A 22404-nucleotide genomic window follows, 5' to 3' on the forward strand; every position below is an offset into this window, starting at 1 on the left:
GGGCCAGCCAGCCCAGCAGTTGGCGAGCCTGCGGACCTACTAGATTGGAGGGTGTCCGCAGGCCAACTCGGGGAGTCTCCGTGCCACACGACCGTCCGCTGATCAACAGCAGCCTGCCGCACTCGGCACGGATCTGGAACTATTGGTTGGGCGGCAAGGACTGCTACGAGGTCGACCGGCAGGTCGGTGACGAGCTCCACAGAGTGAACCCGGAGATCGTCGACATCGCCCGCGCCCAGCGGGCGTTTCTGCGCCGCACGGTCACTCATCTGACCGCCGAGGTGGGCATACGCCAGTTCCTCGATGTCGGCACCGGGCTACCGACGCTGGACAACACTCACGAGGTCGCCCAGCGGATCGCCCCCGAGGCACGGATCGTGTACGTCGACCACGACCCGATCGTGCTGGCGCACGCCACGGCGCTGCTCACCAGTACCCCCGAAGGCGACACGGCGTACATCGACGCTGACCTGCGCGACCCGGAGGCCATCCTGGAGAGTGCCGCCCGGACACTGGACTTCGGCCGGCCCGTGGCGCTGATGCTGCTGGGGGTCGTCGCCCATGTCCCGGACGACAGCGCCTACGCGATCGTCGACCGTCTGTTGGACGCCCTGCCGTCCGGCAGCCACCTCGTGTTCTGCGACAGCACGGAGGTGTACCGGCCGGAGGCGATGCGCGCGATGGTCGAGCGGTGGAACGAGGCGAGCGACAACCCCCGCACGAACCGCACCCCCGACCAACTGGCCCGCTTCTTCAACGGCCTGGAACTGCTGGAGCCCGGCTTGCTCTCCGTCGCCCAGTGGCGACCGGAGCCGGCCGACGCCGCCCTGCCTACGGAAGTGGACAGCTTCGGCGCGGTGGCATGCAAGCGGTAGCCGACCCGAGTGGAACCGTCGATCACACGCGAGAACGCCACTCCCGCCGGCGGCCCAGCCGCGCACCCAAGCACCCGCCTTGTTCGGGGCCTCAGCGCTAAGGGCTTGCAGATCATCAACACGTTGTCTTGATCACGCTGCGGCGTGCATGGCGGTGCGGCTGCTATCAAACAGCACGGCGAGGGGTTCCGCGACGCCAGAAGGTGACCCCGTTCTGTACGCCATGGAGAGCAAGGGGTGCGGGCAGAGCAGCGACGGCAACGTGGATCAGGGCGACGGGGCCGAATGGGCCGCCGCTCGCCTCGAGGCCAACCCTGGCCACCTGACCTACCGGGAGGTCATCACCCGTTCCTACCGATTCGAACCGGGAGAGTGGCTGTGACAGATCACGAGCTATTGGCCCCGGTCCAAGAGGTCACGCCCAAAGTGGCCCACGGTCTCGCCATGGAAATGGACCATACCCCTGGGCTGCCTGACTCCTAGGGTCGAGGACATGACCACCACGAACGACACCACGACGACGAGTACGGAGTACGTTCCCGAGCAACCGGCCCGGATGCGCTGGGCCAAGCACGCTCCCGAGGTCTACAAGGCGATGGCCCGCCTGGACGCGGCCGCCAAGCAGGGCCTGGACCCCGGGCTGGTGGAGCTCGTACGGCTGCGTGCCTCCGCGATCAACCACTGCGCGTTCTGCCTCGACATGCACACCAAGGACGCGCTCGCGGCCGGCGAGAGCGTCCAGCGGATCGTGCAGTTGAACGCGTGGGAGGAGTCGAAGCACTTCTACACGGAGAAGGAGCTCGCGGCGATCGAGCTGACGGAGGCCGTGACCGTCCTGACGGACGGGTTCGTGCCCGACGAGGTGTACGAGAAGGCCGCCGAGCACTTCGACCAGGCCGAACTGGCCCAGCTCATCGCGACGATCGCGGTGATCAACGCGTGGAACCGGTTCGGGGTGACCACGCGGGCCGTCCCCGGCCACTACCAGCCGGGCGATTTCGAGTGACGGTTCGTACGCAGCTACTCGACCGGGAAGTCGCGCGGGCCATGTCCGCGCTCAGCACCGCCGCGAAGAGAGGCCTCGGCGATCCCGCGCTCGCCGAGCTCGTCGTGATCCGGGCCTCGCAGCTCAACCACTGCGCGTTCTGCCTGGACATGCATCTCGCCATCGCCCGCAAGCACGGCGTCGGTGAGTCGCAGCTCGACCTGCTCGCCGCCTGGGAGGAGGCCGAGGACGTCTTCAGCGAGCGGGAACGGGCCGCGCTGGCGCTCACCGAGGCGGTCACCGTCCTGACGGACGGGTTCGTGCCCGACGAGGTGTACGAGAAGGCCGCCGAGCACTTCGACGAGAGCCAACTGGCCCATCTCATCGGGCTGATCGTCGCCATCAACAACTGGAACCGGGTGATGGTCACCCGACGCATTCCACCAGGGGGATACACACCGTGACCAAGGTCGAAGCCTTCCGCGCGCTCCACCGGCGCCCCTCCCCCGACGACCCGCTGGTCCTGCCCGGTCCGTGGGACGCCGCCAGCGCCCGCGTCCTCGCCGAGGCCGGCTTCCCGGCGCTCGCGACGCCCAGCGCTGGCGTCGCGGCCTCCCTCGGCCACGCGGACGGGCGGACACCGGCCGACGAGATGTTCGCGGCCGTCGCGCGGATCGTGCGGGCGGTCGACGTACCGGTGTCGGCGGACATCGAGGGCGGGTACGGGCTCGCGCCGAAGGAGCTGGTGGAGCGGCTGCTGGAGACGGGTGCCGTGGGCTGCAACCTGGAGGACTCCGCGGACGGGGTCCTCCAGGACCCGCACCGGCACGCCGACCGGCTGGCCGAGGTGCGGCACGCCGCCGCCGACCGGCTCTTCGTCAACGCCCGCATCGACACCTTCGGCCAGGCCGGCACCGACCCCGAGCAGGCCGCCGTACAGGCCATCGAGAGGGCCGCGTTGTACGTCGCGGCGGGCGCCGACTGCGTGTATCCGATCGGCGCCCCCACCGGCGTACTGCCCCTGCTGCGGTCCGGGATCCAGGGGCCGATCAATGTGCACGGCACGGTGACCGGGGACGGCCCCTCACCCGCCGAACTCGGCGAGCTCGGGGCCACCCGGATCACGTTCGGGCCGGAGCTGCAGCGCTGGGCCGCCGGCGCGCTGCGCGAGATGGTCCCACACCTGGGCCAGGGGGTGTTCTGAAAGCCCCTGCGGTCAGGACAGCCACGCCTTCCACGTGGACTCGTGGCTGTCCACCCACTTCTTCGCCGCCTCCTCTGGCGTCAGCTTCTGGTCGGCGATCATCAGGGAGACCTCGTTCTGGTCCTCGGTCGTCCACTTGAACTTCTTCAGCAGGGCCGCCGCCGCACCGCCGTTCTTCGAGAAGTCGGCGTTGAGGTACTTCTGCAGCGGGGTGTGCGGATAGGCGCAGGCGACCTTCTCCGGGTCCGCGTCGCAGCCCTCCTTGTACGCCGGCAGCTTCACCTCGGTCATCGGGACCTTCTCGAACAGCCACTGCGGGGAGTACCAGTACGTCAGGAAGGGCTTCTTCTCCTTGGCGAACTGTTTGATCTGCGTGATCTGCGCGGCCTCGGAACCGGCGAACACCACCTGGTAGTTCAGGTCCAGGTTGTTCACCAGCGCCTTGTCGTTGGTGACGTAGGACGGCGAGCCGTCCATGAGCTGGCCCTTGCCGCCGCTCTCCGCGGTGCGCATCTGATCGGCGTACTTGTCGAGGTTCTTCCAGTCCGTGACGTCCGGGTGCTGCTCGGCGAAGTACGTCGGCACGAACCAGCCGATATGCCCGGTGACCCCGAGGTCGCCGCCGGCCACGATCGTCTTCTTGTCCTTGACGTAGCGCTGCTCCTGTTCCGGGTGGCCCCAGTCCTCCAGGATCGCGTCGACCCGGCCCTGGCTGAGCGCGTCCCAGGCGGGGATCTCGTCGACCTGGACGGTGTCGACGCGGTAGCCGAGCTCGTGCTCCAGGAGGTACTGGGCGACGGCCACGTTGGCCTGCGCGCCGACCCAGGACTGGACGGAGAGCGTCACCGTCTTGGCGCCCTGCGCGTTGGCGAACGGCGAGGCCTGCTTGGTCATGTCGGCGGCGCCGCAGCCGGTCAGCAGCGCCAGGGACGACACGCCGGCCACTACGGCGGTGGTGATACGGACGCGCATGTCACGCTCCCTTCTTCGCGCGGCGTTCGGTCGGCTGGGTCACCCGGTCCAGCATCAGGCCCAGGCAGACGATCGCGGCACCGGCCACCAGGCCGGTCGCCAGTTCGCCCCGGGCCAGGCCGGCGACGACCTCGTAGCCGAGCGCGCCACCGCCGACCAGGCCGCCGATGATGACGACGGCGAGGACCAGGACCACGCCCTGGTTGACGGCGAGCAGCAGGGCGGGCCGGGCGAGCGGGAGCTGGACCTGGCGCAGCTGCTGGAGCGGGGTCGCGCCGAGCGAGCGTGCCGACTCCAGGGCGGCCGGGTCGACCTGGCGCAGCCCCTGGGTGGTGATGCGCACGACGGCGGGCAGCGCGTAGACGACGGCTGCCGCGGCGGCCGGGGCCCGGCCCACGCCGAACAGCGCGACCACCGGGATCAGGTACACGAACTGCGGCATCGTCTGGAACACGTCCAGGACGGGGCGCAGCATCCGCTCGACCCGGTCGCTGCGGGCCGCCGCGACACCGGTCGCGAAGCCCAGGACGAGGGTGACGGCGACGGCCGCCAGGACCTGGGAGAGCGTGTCGAGCGAGGGCCCCCACACGCCCAGGACGCCGATCGCGGCCATGGCGAGCACGGCGGTCAGGGCGGTGCGCCAGGTGCCGATGAGCCAGGCCAGCGTGGCGACGATCAGCAGCACCGACCACCAGGGCAGCCACTGCAGGCCGTCACGCAGGGGGTCGAGGATCCAGGTGGTGAAGTGGGCCGCCCAGTCGGCGGTGCCGCCGATCACGGGCACACCGGAGTAGAGGTGGTCGGTCATCCAGTCGACGGCGCGGTTGACCGGCTCGGCGAAGTTCAGGGTCCAGGCGTCGGGCCAGTCGAGACGGCCCGCCAGGCGTCCGGCGACCGCGACGGCCACGGCGCCGCCGAGGGCGTACAGCCACAGGGCCCGGCCGCCCGGCCGGGGCTCCTCCCCGAGCCGCTCGCCCGCCGCGCCGGTCACGCGGTCCAGTACGACGGCCAGCAGCACGATCGGGATGCCGGCCGCGAGCGCCGCGCCGACGTCGACCGAGGCCAGCGCCTGGTAGACGCGGTCGCCGAGGCCGCCGGCGCCGATGACGGACGCGATGACCGCCATGGACAGCGCCATCATGATCGTCTGGTTGAGGCCGAGGAGGAGTTCCCCCCGGGCCAGCGGGATCCGGGCGGTCAGCAGGCGCTGCCGCGCGGTGGTGCCGAGCGACTGGACCGCCTCCAGCACCTCCTTGTCGGCGCCGCGCAGGCCGAGGGCGGTGAGCCGGGCCATCGGCGGGGCGGCGTAGACGACGGTGGCCAGGACGGCGGCGGGGACGCCCAGGCCGAAGACCAGCACGACGGGCAGCAGGTAGGCGTAGGCCGGGAGCACCTGCATGGTGTCCAGGACGGGGCGCAGCATCCGGTCCATCCGCTCGGACAGCCCGGCGGCGAGCCCCAGCAGCATGCCCACGACGGCCGAGGCGAGCACCGCCACGACCATCAGCGCGAGGGTCTGCATGGTCGGCACCCACATGCCGAGGAGTCCGCAGGCGAGGAACGCGACGCCGGTGCCGGCGGCCAGCCTCCAGCCGGCGACGCGCCAGGCTATGAGGGACGCGGCGGCCGTGACACCGGCCCAGCCGGCGGCGAGCAGCACCAGGTACACGGCGCGTACGGAGATCACGACCGCGTTGCTGATGTGCCCGAAGAAGTAGAGGAACAGCGGGTGGCTGTCCCGGTTGTCGACGATCCAGTCGCTGGCCTTGGTCAGCGGCTCGGAGACGTCCACGGTCAGCGCGTCCGGCCAGGTGCCGCTGGCCCAGCGGGCGTTGGCCAGCGGGACGAGGATCGCGGCGGCGAGCGCGAGCAGCAGGAGCTTGCGCACGCCGGGGCGCTTGAGGAGGCCGGGCAGGGCGGTGCGCGGGGCGGCGGCGGTGACGGTGGCCATCACGCCACCTCCCCGGGCTGCTCCGTCCCGGCCACGACGCCGAGGAGCCGCTCGTGGTCGACCACGCCCAGGCAGCGTCCGTCCTGCATGACGCGGGCCGGGGCACCGCTGCGCGCCACGGCCTCGATGGCCTCGGACACCGTCGCGTCCGGTGCGAGCGCCGGGCCCTTGTCCGCCTCGTCGGCCGACGCGGCGCGCATGGCCGTACGGACCGTGAGGACCTGTTCGCGCGGGACGTCACGGACGAACTCGCGGACGTAGTCGTCGGCCGGGGAGCCCACGATCTCCTCGGGGGTGCCGAGCTGGACCACGCGGCCGTCGCGCATCAGGGCGATACGGTCGCCCAGTTTGAGGGCCTCGCTGAGGTCATGGGTGATGAAGACCATCGTGCGGCCCTCCTCGCGGTGCAGGCGCACGACCTCCTCCTGCATGTCCCGCCGGATCAGCGGGTCGAGGGCGCTGAACGGCTCGTCGAAGAGGAGGACCTCCGGGTCCACCGCGAGGGCGCGCGCGAGGCCGACGCGCTGGCGCTGGCCGCCGGAGAGCTGGCCCGGCCTGCGGTGCTCCATGCCCTCCAGGCCGACCTTGGCGACGACCTCGGCGGCCCGCTTGCGGCGCTCCGCCTTGCCGACGCCCTGGATCTCCAGGCCGTAGGCCACGTTGTCCAGGACCGTGCGGTGCGGGAGCAGGCCGAAGTGCTGGAAGACCATCGCGGCGCGGTGCCGGCGCAGTTCGCGCAGCCGGGACTTGTCCATGGCGCGGACGTCCTCGCCGTCGATGGCGATGGTGCCGGACGTGGGCTCGATCAGCCGGGTCAGACAGCGCACGAGGGTGGACTTGCCGGAGCCGGACAGGCCCATGACGACGAAGACCTCGCCCTTGCGGACGTCGAAGGACACGTCGCGGACGGCCGCCGTGCAGCCGGTGCGCGTGCGCAGCTCGGCCGGCGTGAGCGCGGTCAGCTCGGCGTCGGCGGGGACGCGGTGGGCCTTGGGGCCGAAGACCTTCCACAGGTTCTCGACGGAGAAGACCGGCGTCTCGGTCGGGGGCTTGCGGGTCTCGGGCGCGGTGCTCCGCTGCGTCGTGGTCATCACGCGTCACCTCCGATCAGGTCGACGGCCTTCTCACCGACCATGAGCACTCCGATCATCGGGTTCACGGCGGTCATGGTCGGGAACACGGAGGCGTCCGCGATACGAATGCCGTCCAGGCCGCGGATCCGCAACTGCGGGTCCACCACGGCCAGTTCGTCGTCGGCGGCGCCCATCCGGCAGGTGCCCGCCGGGTGGTACACGGTGTGCGCGACCTTGCGGGCGTACTCGCTCAGCTCCTCGTCACCGGTGACCTCGGGGCCGGGGCAGACCTCACGTTTGAGCCAGCCGGCCAGCGGCTCGGCCTTGGCGATCTCGCGGGCGATGCGGATGCCGTCGACGAGGGTGCGGCCGTCGTAGTCGTCCTCGTCGGTGAAGTAGCGGAAGTCCAGCGCGGGCTTGACGGACGGGTCGGCGCTGGTCAGGTACAGCCGGCCGCGGCTCTTCGGCTTGGGGATGTTCGGGGTCATGGAGACGCCGAACTCCGGGCGCCGGTAGCCGAGACGCTCCGGGTTGTCCGTGAAGGGGATCTGGTAGAAGTGGAACATCAGGTCGGGGCCCTGGTGTTCGGGGTCGCGGCGCACGAACAGGCCCGCGTCGGAGTCCATCGCGGAGTTGTCCGGGATCGGCCCGTTCGTCTCCCACACGATCACCGACTCGGGGTGGTCGAGGAGGTTCTCGCCGACGCCCGGCAGGTCGTGGACGACCGGGATGCCCAGCGCGGCGAGGTCCTCCTTGGGGCCGATGCCGGAGTGCATCAGCAGCCGGGGCGAGTCGACGGCGCCGGCGCACAGCACGACCTCGCGCCGGGCCTTGACCAGCAGCTCCTCGCCGTCCTTGGTGCGCACGTGCACGCCCTCGGCGCGGGTGCCGTCCAGCTGAAGCCGGTACGCCCAGGTCTCCAGCAGGATGGTGAGGTTCTCGCGCTCGTCCATCACCGGGTGCAGATACGCCACCGACGCCGAGGAGCGCTTGTTGTTCTCCGGGTGGTAGGCGAGGTCGAAGAAGCCGACGCCCTCGGTGAAGGGCTGCTTGTTGAAGCCCTCGACGCGCGGGACGCCGAGCGCGCCCTGCGCCGCGTCGACGAAGTCACGGGCGATGGCGTTCCGGTCCTTCTCGTCGACCGGGACGATGTTGTTCTTCAGCCGCGCGTAGTACGCCTCCATCGGCACCGCGCCCCAGCCGGTGGCGCCGGCCTGCTCCCACTCGTCCCAGTCGGACGGCAGCGGCTTGAAGGCGATGAGGGTGTTGTGGCTCGAGCACCCGCCGAGGACCCGGGCCCGGCTGTGCCGGATGTGGGAGTTGCCGCGGGGCTGCTCGGTGGTCGGGTAGTCGTAGTCCAGGTCGCCGCCGAGCAGGCCCATCCAGCGGCGCAGGGTGAGGACGTCGTCGCGGTCGACGTCGCTGGGGCCGCCCTCGATGACGGCGACCGTGACGTCGGGGTTCTCCGTCAGCCGGGAGGCGATGACCGAGCCCGCGGTGCCGCCGCCGATGACGACGTAGTCGTACACAGGGGTGTTCTGGGACATGTAAGGGGTACTCCAGGGAGGTCTTGCGTGGGGGGAGGGGCCGGGCCGGGTCAGCCGGTGAACCAGCGGACGGGCTTCGGCTCGAGGTTCTGGTAGACGTGCTTGGCCTCGCGGTACTCGGCGAGTCCGGCGGGGCCGAGTTCGCGGCCCACCCCGCTCTTGCCGAAGCCGCCCCACTCCGCCTGCGGGAGGTAGGGGTGGAAGTCGTTGATCCAGACGGTGCCGTGCCGCAGCCGGCCCGCGACCCGGCGGGCGCGTCCCGCGTCGGCGGTCCAGACGGCGCCCGCGAGGCCGTACTCGGTGTCGTTGGCGAGGGCGATCGCCTCGTCCTCGGTGCTGAAGGTCTCGACGGTGAGGACCGGGCCGAAGACCTCCTCGCGGACGACGCGCATCTCGCGGTGGCAGTGGTCGAGAACGGTCGGCTCGTAGAAGTAGCCGGCGGCGGGCCGGGTGGGGCCGGCCTCCGGGCGCTTGCCGCCGGAGCGCAGCACCGCGCCCTCCTGGAGCGCGGACTCGACGTACGCCTCGACCTTGGCGCGCTGCTGCTCGGAGACGAGCGGCCCGCACTCGACGCCGTCCTCGGTGCCGCGGCCGAGGCGGATACGGTCGGCCCGGCGCGCCAGCTCGGCGACGAAGCGGTCCCGCACGGACTCCTCGATGATCAGGCGGCCGCCGGCCGAGCAGACCTGGCCGCTGTGGATGAACGCGGCGTTGAGGGCCTGGTCGACGGCGGTGTCGAAGGCCTCGTCGGTGGCGCAGGCGTCGGCGAAGACGACGTTGGGGTTCTTGCCGCCGAGTTCGAGGGCGACCTTCTTGACGGTGGGCGCCGCGGCCTGGGCCACCTTGGTGCCGCTGACCAGGCCGCCGGTGAAGGAGACGAGGTCGACGTCGGGGTGCTCGCTGAGACGGGCGCCGACGGTGTGGCCGGGGCCGGTGACGATGTTGGCGACCCCGGCGGGCAGCCCGGCCTCGGCCAGCAGCTCGATGAGCGCGACGGTCGTCAGCGGGGTGATCTCGCTCGGCTTGACGACGAAGGTGTTCCCGGCGGCGAGCGCGGGCGCGATCTTCCAGCTGGCCTGGAGCAGGGGGTAGTTCCAGGGCGTGATCAGCGCGCAGACGCCGACGGGCTCATGGACGACGACGCTGTGGATCTCGGTGGACCCCGCGTCGACGACCCGGCCCGGGGCCTCGGCGGCGACGAGGTCGGCGAAGTAGCGGAAGGCGTCGGCGACGCAGTCGATGTCGACCCGGCCCTCTTCGAGGGTCTTGCCGGCGTCGCGGCTCTCCAGCAGGCCGAGCTGCTCGCGGTCGCGCGTGAGCAGCTCGGCGACCCGGCGCAGCAGGGCGGCGCGCTCGGCGACGGGCGTACGGGGCCACTCGCCCTGGCCTGAGTCGAAGGCGCGGTGCGCGGCCGCCACGGCCAGATCGGTGTCCTTCTCGTCACCCTCGGCGACCACGGCGAACGGCGTCGCGTCCGCGGGGTCGAGGATCTCGCGCGTCGCCCCGGAGACGGCCGCGCGCCATTCCCCTCCCACGTGGATGGTGCCGCGCGCCTTGAGTTCCGTACTTACCGCCATGATCGGTGTTGCCTTCCGTTCCTGTTCAGAGCCCCTGTGTCACACGGGTGTCACTCATGGGACCGAGTGCGCATGCCCCCGCCGTGCGGATGCATGCGCGATCCACGGCCGAAAGTGGGCCGTGTCACTGAACATAGGGACAAACCGGACGGAACGCAGTGGACCGCGAGACGATCAGGGGCTCGGGAAGCCGGCCGGCGGATCCTCACCCACCCGGCCGTCGATGGACTCGCGGATCATGTCGGCCTGCCCGACATGGCGGGCGTACTCCTCGACGAGGTCGATCAGCACGCGCCGCACGCTCGGCGCCCGGCCGTCGGGCCAGGTGAGCCGAACGGGCTGATCCGGGCCTCCACCGGACAGCACCTGCCGCAGATTCGCCCGGGAGCGGGCCACGGCCCCCGCCCACAGCGCGTACAGCCGCTCCGGCGCGTCCCCGGCGGCCGACCGCCACTCCCAGTCGGCGTCGGCGTCCCAGTCCACCGTGTCCCACGGCGGCGGCAGCTCGGCCCCGAGCAGGCGCCGGGTGAGGTACTCGTCCTCGACGAGGGCCAGGTGCTTGAGCAGCCCGCCGAGCGTGAGGGCGGACGGCGCGAGCCGCGCACCCAGACCGGCCGCGTCCAGCCCCTCGCACTTCCAGGCGAAGGTCCTGCGCTGCCGCTCCAGCGAGCCGATGAGGGTGTCGACCTCGCTGCCCGCGACGGGCGGCTCGATGAGGATCGGCTGTTCGGTGTCGTTGGTCATGAGGGCAGGCTAGGAGCAACCGCGGGAGGCATGGACCCGAACCGATCCTTTGACTACAGTCAAATAAATATGGAGCCAGTGTCGGTAGAACACGTGACGGCCTTCCGCCGCTTCAACCGCTACTTCACGCGCCGCATCGGCGTACTGGACGACCACTACCTCGGCCAGGACCGTCCGCTCGGCGAGGCGCGGGTGCTGTTCGAGGTCGGGGACGGGGCCTCCCTGCGCGAGCTCAGGAGCCGGCTCGGGCTGGACGCCGGATATCTGAGCCGGATGGCCAAGGCGCTGCAGGCCCAGGGCATGGTCCGGCTGAGCACCCACCCGCAGGACAGCCGGCTGCGCATGATCGAGCTGACCCCGGCCGGGCGGACGGAGGTCAGGGAGCAGAACCGGCGGGCGGACGGCGTCGTGAACGACCTGCTCGACGGCCTCACCGATCCGCAGCGCGCCGAGCTCACCGAGGCGATGACCACCGCGCACCGCCTGCTGCGCCTCGCGGGCATCACCGTCGCCCTCGTCGACGGCGCCGCCCCGGACGCCCGCGCCTGCCTGGACGCCTACGCGGCCGACATCGACGAGCGGTTCCCCGAGGGGTTCGACAAGGACGCCCTCGTACGGCCGGAGGAGGTGTCCGGCGAGGCCGGCGCGTTCTTCGTCGCCTACGAGGAGGGCCGCCCGGTGGGCTGTGGCGCGCTGCGGCGGCTGGAGCCCGGCGCCGGCGAGATCCGCCACGTCTGGGTGCACCCCGCCGCCCGCCGCCTCGGCCTGGCCCGCCGCCTGCTCGCCGCGCTCGAACAGGAGGCGGCCGCTCGCGACCTGACCGTCGTACGCCTGGACACCCACGCCGCGCTCACCGAGGCGCAGGCCATGTACCGGGCCTGTGGGTACACGGACATCCCGGCGTACGACGACAACGTCTACGCCGGCCACTGGTTCGAGAAGCGGCTGGCCGCCCGCTGAGCGGACCGGTCGGTCAGGTGACGGCCCAGGCGATCACGAAGATCATGACGATGGCGATGAAGCCGAGGCCGCCGATGAGGAGGAGGCCCGCGTTGCCGTGCCCTCCGGTGATCCTGGCCGTGAACGGCCGCGGCGCGTAGGCCGACGGCTGCGGGGGCGGCGTCGTGGGTGCCGGGGCGGTGTGGGGCGCCGGCAGCGGCGGGGGCGCCGGTGACACGGAGTGCGGCGGTGCGCTGTTCCGCGTCAGCGCGTTCGCCAGAAGCCGGCTCCACACCACCGGCGGCAGGTCGGGGACCTGACCGTTCGGCGGCTCGATGATGCTCTGCCGGAGCCAGTTGCCCGTGGTGGGGTGCGGGTCGCGGCTCAACCGGTAGAGCAGTTCCTGGAGTTGGAGCTGATGGCGCTCGTCCCTGGCCAGCGGTGCGACGGCCCAGGTGAACAGGTGGGCCGCGCGCGAGGCGCGGTCGGCTCCCGATCTGCCCTCCGCGCCCGGTCCGTGCGGCTTGAAGTACAGGCCGTTGCGGAGCACCTCCGCGCACAGCTCGTGCCGCAGCTGGGGCGCACGCACCCGGTCGCGGTGCGGATCGCCCAGTTCGTCCAGCAGCAACTCCAGTGACTCCAAAGGAAGTTCACCCGACCGCAGCTCCCACAGCAGCACCTCGTCGGGCTGCCTGCGCAACTCCGCCAACAGCATGCTCTGGTCCATGACAGCGCCGCGCCGGAAGCTGCGGAGGTGGTGGTGCAGGGCTTGTGTGTCGTGGGAGTTCGGGTCGAGGGCGGGCTGGGGTTGTGAAGGGACAGGAGGCTGGGGCATGGGGGCGGGATGCACGGGGGGTTGGGGTTCCGGATGGGGTTGGGGTTCCGGATGGGGTTGAGGTTCCGGACGGGGTTGGGGTTCCGGATACCGGTCCGCATACGGCTCCTCGGGATACGCGGCCGCATACGTCTCCGAGGTCACCACGGCGCGGGCCGGATCGCCGTTCCGTTCCCCCGACCGCAGCGCGGCCGTCGGGATGCGCGTGCCCGCCGGGGGTGTGCGGTCGGTGCCGAGGATCTGTTGGAGGCGGGCGCGGCGCTGCTCCCAGTCGAGGGCCGCTCCGCCGGCGAGGTCCTCGACCAGTTGCGGCACTCCGGGGCGGGCCTTCCGGTGGGCGAGGAGGTGCCGAACCAGCTGGGCCGCCGCGCGGTGCTCGAACCGGGGGCGGGACTGCCGCCGTCCCATGACCCTGGCCAGCGGGCCGGAGCCGCCGGTGTCCGGCTCCCAGCGCGGCACGGCCATCAGCCGCAGCGGGTGGGTGTCGACGGTGTCGCAGGTGGCGAACGTCCACTCCTGGCCCAACCAGTCCCCGAACAGCAGGAACAGCCCGAGATAGACCACCGGCACCGCGTCCCGGTCGGGCCAGTCGCGCGGCGCCTCGTCCTCGATCAGCAGCGACACCCGCTGCGTCGGATCGCGCAGCAGCTCCGCGGCGGCGAGGATCAGCGAGTGCTCGACCCCCGGCAGCCTCTCCAGCATGTCCGGCAGCCGGCCGGACGCCAGCTCGTCGAGGAACGCGCCGTCGAACTCGGGCAGCGACCCCGACGCCTGCTCCGCCTTCTCCTGCCGGCGCCAGCCGCCGTCGGCGAGCCCGAGGCACTGCCGCACCTTCAGCGTGGCCCGGTTGCCGACCAGGACATGGCTGACCGTGCTGGGCCGCCCGCCCCGGTCGGTGGTGGGCCAGCGCTGGACGAGCAGGACGTCGCCGTCGCGGGACAGCGTGCGCACGACGCTCGGCCGGGCCGCCGCCGCGCCGGACACCCACAGCAGCCGGCCCAGCTCCCGGCCCAACTCCTCGGCGCGCTCGGCGTCGCAGGAGTGGGCGACGGCGTTCATGCCGGTGCCCTGGCGGCCGTGGTTGCCGTCCCAGCGGTAGACGACCTGCTGTACCGGGCCCCGGGCGGCGTCCTGATGGAAGTCGTTCACTGAAGTTCCCCTCCCTCGGATCCCTCGGGCTCCTCGGGCCCTCGCGGCCTCACGAATTCCCCGTCCGCCTCTTCCCCGCCCCACGGCACCGCCTCCAGCGCGGGCGCCTCCCCCACCGCCAACGCGTCGGCGCCGCCCGGCACCTGGATCAGCCCGTGCATGGCCAGCAGCGCCAGCAGCGGCTCCAGCACCCGCCGGGGACCCGCGCCCGCGGGGTAGCGGCCGTGGTCCTCCTGGCCGCCCGTGGCGGACGCGATGTGCAGGGTGCAGCGGCGGATCGCGTCGAAGGGGCGCAGCCAGGCCTGGCCCGCGTGCCGGCGCAGCAGCCCGTAGAGGTCCCGGCTCTCGTCCCGGGTCAGCGCCGGGTCCAGCGAGGTGGCCGGCGGCCGGGTCAGCCAGCGGTCGACGGGCGGCTGGAACCTGAGCAGGTCGGCCTTGCCGAGCACCATCGCGGCCGGCACGTCCACGTACCCGCCGTCCTTCGGCAGCCGGTCCAGGACCGTGCCGAAGGCGAGGTCGCCGTCCCGGTTCACCTCCACGCCCCAGCGTTCGCGGGCGTGGTCGAGCTGCGGCAGCGGCAGGGCGAGCGCCGGGTCGACGACGAAGACGAGGGCGTCGACACCGAGCAGGAACCGCAGTGCCGCGTCGGTGCGGACGAGGTCCTCGCCGCCGAGGTCGAAGAAGGCGACCGGGCGCACCTGCCCCCGCGGGTCGGTGATCAGCAGGGACTCCACGAAGCGGGCGAAGTCGTCCATGCCCAGCGCCGCGGTGTGGTCCAGGACCTTGCCGCCCCGCAGCGGCTGCACCCGGTCCCGTACGAACCGGGCGTGCTGCTCGGGATTGACGGACTGCCACTTCAGCCCGTACGGCTCAAGGCCGCCGTCGGTGATGGCCGCGATCATCTGGGTGAGCAGATGGCTCTTGCCGGTGGAGGACTGGCCGACCATCGCCACGGTCAGCGGGCGGCCGTAGGTCAGATAGGGCACCGGGATGTAGTGCGTGGGGAACTCCGGGTCCGCCGTGCACTTCTGGACGGCGCCGCGCATGACGTCCGTCCGCCGCACCGGGTTGTTGATGCCCTTGAGGTCCAGCGGCTTGTACTGCATACGGCTGTCGGTGACGAACAGTTTGGTCAGGTCGAGCTGGATCGTCTCCAGGCAGTAGGGGCACAGCACTCCACTGCCGGTCTGCTCGCGCGGCCGGGCGGCGGGCGCCTGCCGTTTGAGGCGCAGCGCCTCCTCGAAGGCCTCGTGGTGCGGGCGCGTCTCGTCGGGCGGCACGGCGGCCCGGACCCGGCGGGCGGCTCCCGGCGCCACGAGGTCGAGCACCTGGGCGGGCATCGGCCGGTCGGCCGCCCGCGGTGCGAAGGCGTCGCGCAACGTCCGGTCGAGCTTGCGGTGTTCGCCGAGGTCGGCGGGCGGCCGGTCGGCGGGTCCCGGCCGCCCCGTCGCCAGCCGGTACAGCACCTGGGCCGCGCTCCACACCGCGTCCCGGGGATCGGCGGTTCCCTCACCGCCGCGCTGTTCGGGCGGGCAGAAGGGGGCACGGCCCCACGGGCGCCTCGGCCGGCCGATCCGGGTCACCGACTCCAGGCCCCACAGCTGGACCCTGGCACCGTCCCAGAGCACGGTCGCGGGCGAGACGCCGCGCGGCACCAGTCCCTGACCCTCAAGCAGGCACAGGGCCAGCATCAGGTCACGGGTGAAGATCTCCTGGTCGGCGGCGCCCATCACATGGATCCGCGAGACGGCCGTGCCGCGCGGCGGGTCGTACAGCAGGAACGGCTCGGCGGTGTCCAGCTCGTAGCCGATGAGCCGGGGGAAGAGCGCCGCGTACTCGGTGTCGCCGAGCACCTGGCCGAGCTGCACGGCGGTGCCGGCCTCGGTGTCGAGCAGGGCGCGCGCCGCCGGGTTCGCCGCGTCCTTGGCGCTCAGCCGTACCTGCACGCACTGCTGTCCCTCGTCGTCGAGCACGGCCTTGCGCAGGAGTTGGGGCAGCAGCCGGTCGCGCCGGAACTCCCGGCCGACCCGCACCGGGGTGACGCGCCGCCGCCCCGACGGGGCGGTGAACGCGAGCTTGTCCGGAGGCGGCCCGCCCGGCCCCGGCGGGCGGGAATGCGTGGTGCTGGTCACCGGCGGTCCTTTCGTTCGTACCTGTGCACCGGGCCGTGCGGGTGGCTGTCCGGCGGACCGGAACGCGGGGTGCGGATCACCAGCGGTCGCCGTCCCCTCGGTCACCGGAGCCCGACCGGTCGTCCGAGGCCGGCCAGTCGCCGGGGTCCGCGCGGTCGTAGGAAGCCGTGCGGTCGTAGGAGCTCGCGCGGTCGTACGAGCTCGCGCGGTCGTGGGTGTCCGGTCGGTCGTCGGTGTCCGGCCGGTCGTAGGTGTCCGGTCGGCCGTACGCGTCAGGCCGGCCGTACGCGCCAGGCCGGCCGTACGCGTCAGGTCGGCCGTACGCGCCAGGCCGGTCGTACGGGTCCGTCATGCCGTACGTCCCCGCCGCACCGTCGCCCGCCTCCGCTCCGCCGGAGTCGGAACCGTGCCGGGGGCGGACGGTGTGCACCACGCCGATGCGCAGGGGGGTGAGGCGGACCAGGCCGGCGTAGCGGCCCGTCGATGTCCACAGGACCTCCTCCGGGTGCACCGAACCGCTCGCCCGCCAGGACTTCTCGACCTCGTCGCGCACCGCCCCCGGTGCGAACCTCAGCCACACCGCGGCCGCCGGGTCGCGGCTGAGCAGCGTGCCCTGCTCGGGGGTGGAGAGCTGCACCACGGCCTGCCGGTCGGCGTCCGCGCCGACCAGTTCGGCCAGTCCGTACGGGTCGGTGCCGAGCAGGTTCGCCGAGGTGGCGCGGACGCGGCGCGCGGCGGCGAACGGGGGCGGGGCCAGGACCCCGTTGTGCTGGAGGTGATGGCGGGCCGTGGACAGCAGCTCACGGACCCGTTCCTCGGTGCGCCGGACGGCGCGGGCGCCGGCCTGGCCGCGCTCGACGGCACCCCAGTAGTGCTTCATGGCTTCGAGGGCGGCGTCCGTCAGATCGGCGGACAGGGTCGCGACCAGCTCCGGCCCGCCCTCACCGCTCTCCCGCTCCAGCCAGCGCGGCACGCCCTTGGGGCGGGTCCCGGAAGGTGCGGCGGTCTCCCGCTCCCCGCTCTTCTCCTCGCCGGGCTCGTCCCACGCGTCGCCGTCCTCCCAGGCGTACACGCTCGCCCAGTCGCTCTCGCCGTCGTCGGACCCGGCGTAGTCGTCGTCCGGTTCCAGGTCCGGGTCGCTGGACAGCCAGTCGTCCTCGGCCCCGGACGCGGCGGCCGCCGCGAGCCGCGCGGGCTCGGGCAGCGCCTCCGCCTCCGCCGCGGCCGCCGTCGCCCGCAGCATGCCGGCGACGGAACGGGCGGCGTCGGCGCAGTACAGGCGCTCCTCGACGGCCCAGTGCTCCCGCACCGCCTCGGCCAGCAGGGTGTCCAGTCCGTCGAGTGCCTGGCGCAGCACGGCGGTGGTCCGGCCCGGGGCCCAGGCGGCGGCCGCCGCACGCCACAGCCGGCGTACGGTCTCCAGCGCGATCCCGAGAGCGGCCAGCAGGCCGATCGTGCCCACCCAGACCGGGGAGTCGGTCGCGTACCCCACGCCCGCCCCGGCCGCGGCACCGCAGAACGCCGCGACCCTCGGGGCCACGGCCCAGCGGCCGGGGCGTCCCGCGCCGCGCAGCCGGGCCGCGCCGAGCGTCGCCATGCCGGCGAACAGCAGCGGCACGAGGACCGCGAGGGCGAGGAACGGCCCCGACCAGAGCGCGCCGAGCAGCCCGGCGCCGGCCGCCGCCAGCGGTCCGGCGACCGGGAGTCCGGGCACCTCGGCGCCCGTTCCGCCCGCCGTCCGCCGGGCCACGGCCTCTGCGGAGTGGGGGGCGAGTTTCGGCAGCAGTGCCGTGCCCGGCAGCGGCTCCACCCGGCCGGCCAGCCCGGTGAAGCGCTGGGCGACCGAGCGCAGGGCGAGCCCCTGGGCCAGCAGTTTCAGGGCGAACTCCCGCAGCCCCTCGCCGATCCGCTCGCCCATGCCCTCGGCCGACGGCACCCGCAGCCCGAGTGCCGCGAGGCGGGTCGCCGACTCGGCCGCCGACGGTGCCGTGCCGCCGCCGCTGCGCAGGGCCGTGGCGACGAGGTCCCGGTAGTTGTCGAGCGCCCCCCGCGCCTGGTCGACCTCCGCCTCGAAGGTCTCCCGGCGGGAGGCCCGCAGCAGTCCGGGCAGGGTGCGCAGCCCGGCCAGCGCCTCGTCGGCGTAGTCGAGGGAGTCCGCGCAGGCGCGGTAGGCGTCGTCCGCGATGCCGCCGGGTTCGCGGTGCCCGAGGTCCCGGCCGGCCCGGCCCGCCACCAGGCCGCGCAGCGGCTCCGGCAGATCGGCTCCGGACGAGGCGGTCAGCAGCACGTCGGGCGCCAGGTCGTCGTCGGCGCCGGCGAACCGGGTGAGCGCGTCGCGCCAGGCCCGGTCGCGCACCTCCGGCGGCAGGTCCTGCTCCAGCAGCCGTACGCCGGGCGCGGCGACGGCCTCGGGCAGCGACTGGACGCCGTCCAGCACCGCGAGATAGACGTCCGGGACGGACAGCGCGTCCACCAGGACCGCCAGCGCGTCCGGGTCGTCCGGCTCGGGCTGCTCCAGCGCGGTGCGGGCGGAGCGCAGATCGCCGGCCCACAGCAGTCCGGTGCCCGTGGCGCGCAGCACGGAGGGGCGCAGCAGCCGGCGGTCGGGCTGGAAGTCCCCCTCCTCGCCGGCGAAGGCGCCCGGCGCGCTGCCGACCAGCAGCACCAGCACCCTGACCTCGCCCACCGCGCGGTAGCCGGTGAGCAGTTCGTACTGCGTCTGGTGGTCGTTGAGCCCGGCCGGGGTGTCGACCACGAGGAACAGCGGGTCGTCCGGCTCCGGCAGCCCGGCCCGGCCCAGCTCCTGGGCGACCCTGGCCCGCAGGGCCGACGGACTGTGCAGCGCCGCCGCGCCGGCCCGCAGGTCCAGGTGGATGACGGTGCCGAAGGACTGGGACCTGCTCACTGCGCGTCACCGTCCCAGGGGGTGCGGCGGCCGGAGTCCCCGGAGTCGCCCTCGGCCCACGGCGGCGGCGTTCGACGGCTCCCGTCGTCATACGCCTCGTCGCGGCCTTCCCCGACCCGACGCCCGACGCCCCAGCCCTCCCGTTCCTCTTCGCCGTGATCGTCGTACGACGCCTCGTACTCGTCGTAACTCCCCCTGCCGCGCGGCGTGACCGGTGTCGTCCCCCAGTCGTCCTCGTCCGGTGCCGGGCGGCGGGGGGCGGCGAAGTCCCCGCGGGGGCGGGGGGCGGTGGGAGTGCCGCCGCGGATGTGTTCCAGCAGGGTGCGCAGGGTCGGCTGGATGGCGCGCTGGTCGCCGAACTCGGTGTCCAGGGCCGCGGGCAGGGTCTCCGCCCAGAACTCCCACAGCGGACGCACCCACCCCTCGACCCGTTCGCCGCCCCGCTCCCGCCGCTCGGCCAGCAGTTCCAGCTGGCGCGGGGCGACCTTCTCGACGAGGTCGACGAAGAGCGGGTGCGGTTCGCTGCCGGCCCGGGCCAGGCCCTCCGGCTGAGCGCCCATCAGCTCACGGCAGTAGTCCTCGACGATCCGCTCGTCGTCCAGCACCGTCCAGCGCTCGTACGACCGCAACAGCTCGGCCCAGCTCGACACGCCGCCGGGGAAGTCCCCGAGCCGCAGCCGGACGCCGGGCACGTTCGGGCCCTTCTCGGGGTGCAGCCGCAGCCGGATGCGGTCCGGTGAGGCCGGGTCGCCGTCGACGACGTTCACCTGGCCGTTCCACATGCAGCACAGCAGGCGGTGCAGGATGACGCGCCGGTCCTCCTCGCCGCTGACCATCCAGCTGTCGCGGTAGCCGAGCCGCTGCCGCCAGCGCAGCACGTCCTGGGCCTGCTCGGAGTCCTTGGCGCGGGCCCACTGGCGCAGCACCTTGCGGGCCTCGGGCACCTGGGTGAGGCTCATCTCGCTGCGGAAGAGGACGACGGTGATCGAGTCGCTCTCCACGCCCCGGTACTCGACGGAGTTCTTCGCGTCGGCGGGCAGGCGAAGCGTCTTGCCGAGGAATTCCTGGACCTCCTCCACGGCCTGCACCCGGGGGTGGGTCACCAGGACCCGCAACAGCCCGGTGCCCTCGGGGGTGAACCCGACCGGCAGCAGCCCGGTCAGCTTGCGCCCGAACAGGTCGAGCGCCTCCTTGCTGACCTGGTCCTTGGCGTCCGAGTCCCCCGCCGCCGCGGCCAGCAGCGTGCCCATGGACGGCAGCAGCGGCCGTTCCTCCAGATGCGCCCCGCTCTCGGCGAAGAGGCGGGTGATACGGGCCTCCAGTCGACCCTTGACCCTCGCCACCGCGCCCTCCGGGTCGCGTCGGCTCTGCGCGTGCACGCCGCGCCAGGTGTCGCCGTCGACCAGCTTGAGCAGCAGCGCCGCCTCGTCGTCGTTCTCGCGCAGGCCCTCGCGGCGGATCAGCCGGGTGACGACGTCCTCGTAGAAGTGGTTGAGGGTGCGCTGCGGCGGCAGCAGATACGAGATGCCGGTGCGGTCCTCGTACAGTTCGTGCGCCTTCTGCTGGGCGGTCTTGTTCTCCTGGTCGCTGTGCCGGCGGAAGGCGCCCACCAGGCGCCCGAGGTCGGTGCCGGCCGCGTCGGCCTGGGGCTGCCAGTGCATCTGCTGTTCGCGCCAGGCCTCGTGCCACACCATCCGGCAGCGCCACTGGTACCAGGCGTCCTGCTCCTGGATGGCCGCCTGCACGTCGTCGTCGCCCCAGCGGGCCGGCGCCAGACCGCCCAACTGGCCCTTGATCCGGGGGATCTTGGGCGGCAGCTCGGTCACCCCGAGCGGGCGCTGCGGGTTGCGGGCGCGGTGGTCCAGCATGCCGAGGAAGCCGAGCCGGGCGATGGGTTCGTCGCTGTCCGGGACGCCCCTGACGACGCGTTCGGCGAGGAAGGGGTCCACGCTCTGCAGCAGCTTGTCGATGGCGGGGCGCGGCGCGAACCGGTCGGCCATGGCGATGGCCGCGCGCTCGGCCTCGGCCCGCAGGTCGGACAGCAGCCGCTGCATGTCCGCGATGCGCTCGCCGAGCGCCTGCTCGATGCTGCGGCCGCCGCGCGGCAGCGGATCGGGCTCGGGCACCGGCAACTGCCTGCGCTCCCAGAGCTCTTCGAGGTGGGAGTCGGCGAACAACTGCCGGATCATCGGCACCGCCTCGTCCCGCAGCGCCGCCCGCGGCTGTTCCACGAGATCGGTGACCGCGAGCCGCAGCAGCCGCCCGGCCACCAGGTCGGCCAGCTGGTCCATGGGCGCGGTCATGGAGGCGACCAGGCTGGTGGAGACGCCCTGGCGGCCGATGCCGGTCGGGGACACGGCGCTGCGCTGCACGCCCCGGTTGATGAAGCTCGCCGCGAAGGTCTGGAAGTCGTCGTCGGCGGCCAGCGTGCGGCCCCGGGAGCGGCCGTCGCCCAGTTCGGTGCCGATCAGCGACATCACCAGGGAGACGATGGAGCGGCGCAGGTCGTCGGCGCGGATGCCGGCGGTCGGGCTGAACAGGAACGCCGTGGGCAGGATGCCGGTGCGCAGCCGGATCGGGGTGTATCCGGGGTAGCGGACGCCGAGTCCGAGCTCCTGGTCGAGATCGCCGATCTCGTGGCCCTCCGACGGCGCGTTCTGCGTGTCGACCAGCCGGAACAGGTCGACCAGCGCCCGGGCCGCGTTGAGTTCGGCCTCGCGCCCGCCGCCGGTCGCGGCGGAGAACGACGACGGCATCACGACCAGCGGGTAGATCTTCACGCCGTCGAAGCGGCGCAGCTGGAAAGCGTGGTTGATGAGGTGGAGGTAGTCCAGGAAGATCCCGGCGCCGGTGCCGCCGGCCACCGAGAAGGCGACGAACACGTCGCAGCCGTTGACCTTGCCGCCGCCGAGCTCGCTCAGCTCGCCCGCCGACTTGGCGATCGCGTCGATCGCCTGGAGCAGCGGTTCCAGGACCGGGCCGAGGCCGTGCCGGAGCGTGGCGAACAGCGCGGCCCGCCCCACGGTCGGCAACTGGCCCGCGCCGGCGTGCAGCGGGGTGACCTTCGGCTCGTCGACGCGCGGCGGCAGCCAGTCGGCGACCTCGTCGCGCAGCACCGCCCGGAGCATCTTGGTCACCTCCGGGGAGGCGTCGAAGTTCGGCAGCAGGTTGTGGGTGGCCCGGGAGGTGCGGGCGTACGCGGCCCGCAGGGACGGGTCGACGTTGAACTGCGGCAGCCGCTGCAGGTCGCTCTCGCTGTAGTCCGCGTACACGAACTGCAGGCAGTCGGGCAGCTGGAACGGGGCGTGGCCGCTCTGCCGGTGCAGCGCCATGCCGTCCGGGCCGCACAGTTCGGCGCGCAGTCTGCGTTCCAGCTCGGCACCGACCAGACCTCCGGTGCCGCCCAGGCCGACGAAGAGCATCGGCTGGAAGATCTTCATGGGTTCCTCCCCGCTTCACGGCCGAGGCGGCCGCAGGTTCGTGCTCGGTACGTCCGTGGGTCGCGCGTCACAGGTC

16 protein-coding genes are annotated in these 22404 nt (G+C 73.0%); 6 read left to right on the top strand and 10 right to left on the bottom strand.

Annotated features, from left to right (window positions below):
- Positions 1 to 80: 80 nt before the first annotated feature.
- The 5 genes from IM697_RS39790 to IM697_RS39810 all read left to right on the top strand — a co-directional run bounded on the left by IM697_RS39790 (position 81) and on the right by IM697_RS39810 (position 3064).
- Positions 81 to 875: an SAM-dependent methyltransferase gene (locus tag IM697_RS39790; protein WP_228044356.1), complete on the top strand. Its 795-nt coding sequence runs from the start codon at positions 81 to 83 to the stop codon at positions 873 to 875.
- A 223-nt stretch (positions 876 to 1098) separates the two neighbouring features.
- A complete protein-coding gene (locus IM697_RS39795; RefSeq protein ID WP_228044357.1) occupies positions 1099 to 1257 on the top strand; it encodes a DUF7848 domain-containing protein in 159 nt (52 codons plus the stop codon).
- A gap of 111 nt (positions 1258 to 1368) precedes the next feature.
- On the top strand, positions 1369 to 1881 hold the full coding sequence (locus IM697_RS39800; protein ID WP_194041701.1) for a carboxymuconolactone decarboxylase family protein: 513 nt from the start codon (positions 1369 to 1371) through the stop codon (positions 1879 to 1881).
- Positions 1878 to 2324, top strand: coding sequence for a carboxymuconolactone decarboxylase family protein (locus tag IM697_RS39805; protein WP_194041702.1), 447 nt, complete (start codon positions 1878 to 1880; stop codon positions 2322 to 2324). The genes IM697_RS39800 and IM697_RS39805 overlap by 4 nt, the downstream gene beginning before the upstream one ends.
- Positions 2321 to 3064, top strand: a complete 744-nt coding sequence (locus IM697_RS39810) for an isocitrate lyase/PEP mutase family protein (RefSeq protein WP_194041704.1) — start codon at positions 2321 to 2323, stop codon at positions 3062 to 3064. Before IM697_RS39805 ends, IM697_RS39810 begins: the two co-directional genes overlap by 4 nt.
- Positions 3065 to 3076: 12 nt before the next feature.
- Here IM697_RS39810 and IM697_RS39815 read toward each other — a convergent pair whose 3' ends face one another.
- The 6 genes from IM697_RS39815 to IM697_RS39840 form a co-directional block, all read right to left on the bottom strand.
- On the bottom strand, positions 3077 to 4036 hold the full coding sequence (locus IM697_RS39815) for an ABC transporter substrate-binding protein (RefSeq protein ID WP_194041706.1): 960 nt from the start codon (positions 4034 to 4036) through the stop codon (positions 3077 to 3079).
- Between the two features lies 1 nt (position 4037).
- Positions 4038 to 5987: an ABC transporter permease gene (locus IM697_RS39820; RefSeq protein WP_194041708.1), complete on the bottom strand. Its 1950-nt coding sequence runs from the start codon at positions 5985 to 5987 to the stop codon at positions 4038 to 4040.
- A complete protein-coding gene (locus IM697_RS39825; RefSeq protein ID WP_194041710.1) occupies positions 5987 to 7078 on the bottom strand; it encodes a quaternary amine ABC transporter ATP-binding protein in 1092 nt (363 codons plus the stop codon). The genes IM697_RS39820 and IM697_RS39825 overlap by 1 nt, the downstream gene beginning before the upstream one ends.
- A complete protein-coding gene (locus IM697_RS39830; protein ID WP_194041712.1) occupies positions 7078 to 8607 on the bottom strand; it encodes a GMC family oxidoreductase in 1530 nt (509 codons plus the stop codon). The genes IM697_RS39825 and IM697_RS39830 overlap by 1 nt, the downstream gene beginning before the upstream one ends.
- Before the next feature lie 50 nt (positions 8608 to 8657).
- Positions 8658 to 10184 carry an aldehyde dehydrogenase family protein gene (locus IM697_RS39835; protein WP_194041714.1) on the bottom strand — a complete coding sequence of 509 codons (1527 nt, stop codon included), beginning with the start codon at positions 10182 to 10184 and terminating at the stop codon, positions 8658 to 8660.
- Positions 10185 to 10358: 174 nt separating this feature from the next.
- A complete protein-coding gene (locus IM697_RS39840) occupies positions 10359 to 10928 on the bottom strand; it encodes a DinB family protein (protein ID WP_194041716.1) in 570 nt (189 codons plus the stop codon).
- Between the two features lie 69 nt (positions 10929 to 10997).
- On the opposite strand from IM697_RS39840, the gene IM697_RS39845 reads away from it, so the two are divergent.
- Positions 10998 to 11888 carry a MarR family winged helix-turn-helix transcriptional regulator gene (locus IM697_RS39845; protein WP_194041718.1) on the top strand — a complete coding sequence of 297 codons (891 nt, stop codon included), beginning with the start codon at positions 10998 to 11000 and terminating at the stop codon, positions 11886 to 11888.
- A 13-nt stretch (positions 11889 to 11901) separates the two neighbouring features.
- Here the strand turns inward: IM697_RS39845 and IM697_RS39850 are convergent, their stop codons facing one another.
- From IM697_RS39850 to IM697_RS39865, 4 genes are all read right to left on the bottom strand, one after another.
- On the bottom strand, positions 11902 to 13851 hold the full coding sequence (locus IM697_RS39850; protein WP_194041721.1) for a hypothetical protein: 1950 nt from the start codon (positions 13849 to 13851) through the stop codon (positions 11902 to 11904).
- Complete coding sequence (locus IM697_RS39855) at positions 13848 to 15983, bottom strand: serine/threonine-protein kinase (RefSeq protein ID WP_194041723.1); 2136 nt, start codon at positions 15981 to 15983, stop codon at positions 13848 to 13850. The genes IM697_RS39850 and IM697_RS39855 overlap by 4 nt, the downstream gene beginning before the upstream one ends.
- Positions 15984 to 16059: 76 nt before the next feature.
- Positions 16060 to 18888 carry a hypothetical protein gene (locus tag IM697_RS39860; protein WP_194041724.1) on the bottom strand — a complete coding sequence of 943 codons (2829 nt, stop codon included), beginning with the start codon at positions 18886 to 18888 and terminating at the stop codon, positions 16060 to 16062.
- The gene (locus IM697_RS39865; RefSeq protein WP_228044358.1) at positions 18885 to 22328 is read right to left on the bottom strand and encodes a tubulin-like doman-containing protein; all 3444 of its coding nucleotides are present in this window, start codon (positions 22326 to 22328) and stop codon (positions 18885 to 18887) included. Before IM697_RS39865 ends, IM697_RS39860 begins: the two co-directional genes overlap by 4 nt.
- Positions 22329 to 22404: the final 76 nt, after the last annotated feature.

The organism is Streptomyces ferrugineus, assembly GCF_015160855.1.
Classification (GTDB): domain Bacteria; phylum Actinomycetota; class Actinomycetes; order Streptomycetales; family Streptomycetaceae; genus Streptomyces; species Streptomyces ferrugineus.

Bases quoted from the DNA above. Each gene is read 5' to 3' on its own strand.
- IM697_RS39800 (WP_194041701.1), top strand. From the start codon at position 1,369: ATGACCACCACGAACGACACCACGACGACGAGTACGGAGTACGTTCCC.
- IM697_RS39835 (WP_194041714.1), bottom strand. From the start codon at position 10,184: ATGGCGGTAAGTACGGAACTCAAGGCGCGCGGCACCATCCACGTGGGA.
- IM697_RS39865 (WP_228044358.1), bottom strand. From the start codon at position 22,328: ATGAAGATCTTCCAGCCGATGCTCTTCGTCGGCCTGGGCGGCACCGGA.
- IM697_RS39795 (WP_228044357.1), top strand. From the start codon at position 1,099: ATGGAGAGCAAGGGGTGCGGGCAGAGCAGCGACGGCAACGTGGATCAG.
- IM697_RS39815 (WP_194041706.1), bottom strand. From the start codon at position 4,036: ATGCGCGTCCGTATCACCACCGCCGTAGTGGCCGGCGTGTCGTCCCTG.
- IM697_RS39820 (WP_194041708.1), bottom strand. From the start codon at position 5,987: ATGGCCACCGTCACCGCCGCCGCCCCGCGCACCGCCCTGCCCGGCCTC.
- IM697_RS39840 (WP_194041716.1), bottom strand. From the start codon at position 10,928: ATGACCAACGACACCGAACAGCCGATCCTCATCGAGCCGCCCGTCGCG.
- IM697_RS39845 (WP_194041718.1), top strand. From the start codon at position 10,998: ATGGAGCCAGTGTCGGTAGAACACGTGACGGCCTTCCGCCGCTTCAAC.
- IM697_RS39825 (WP_194041710.1), bottom strand. From the start codon at position 7,078: ATGACCACGACGCAGCGGAGCACCGCGCCCGAGACCCGCAAGCCCCCG.
- IM697_RS39830 (WP_194041712.1), bottom strand. From the start codon at position 8,607: ATGTCCCAGAACACCCCTGTGTACGACTACGTCGTCATCGGCGGCGGC.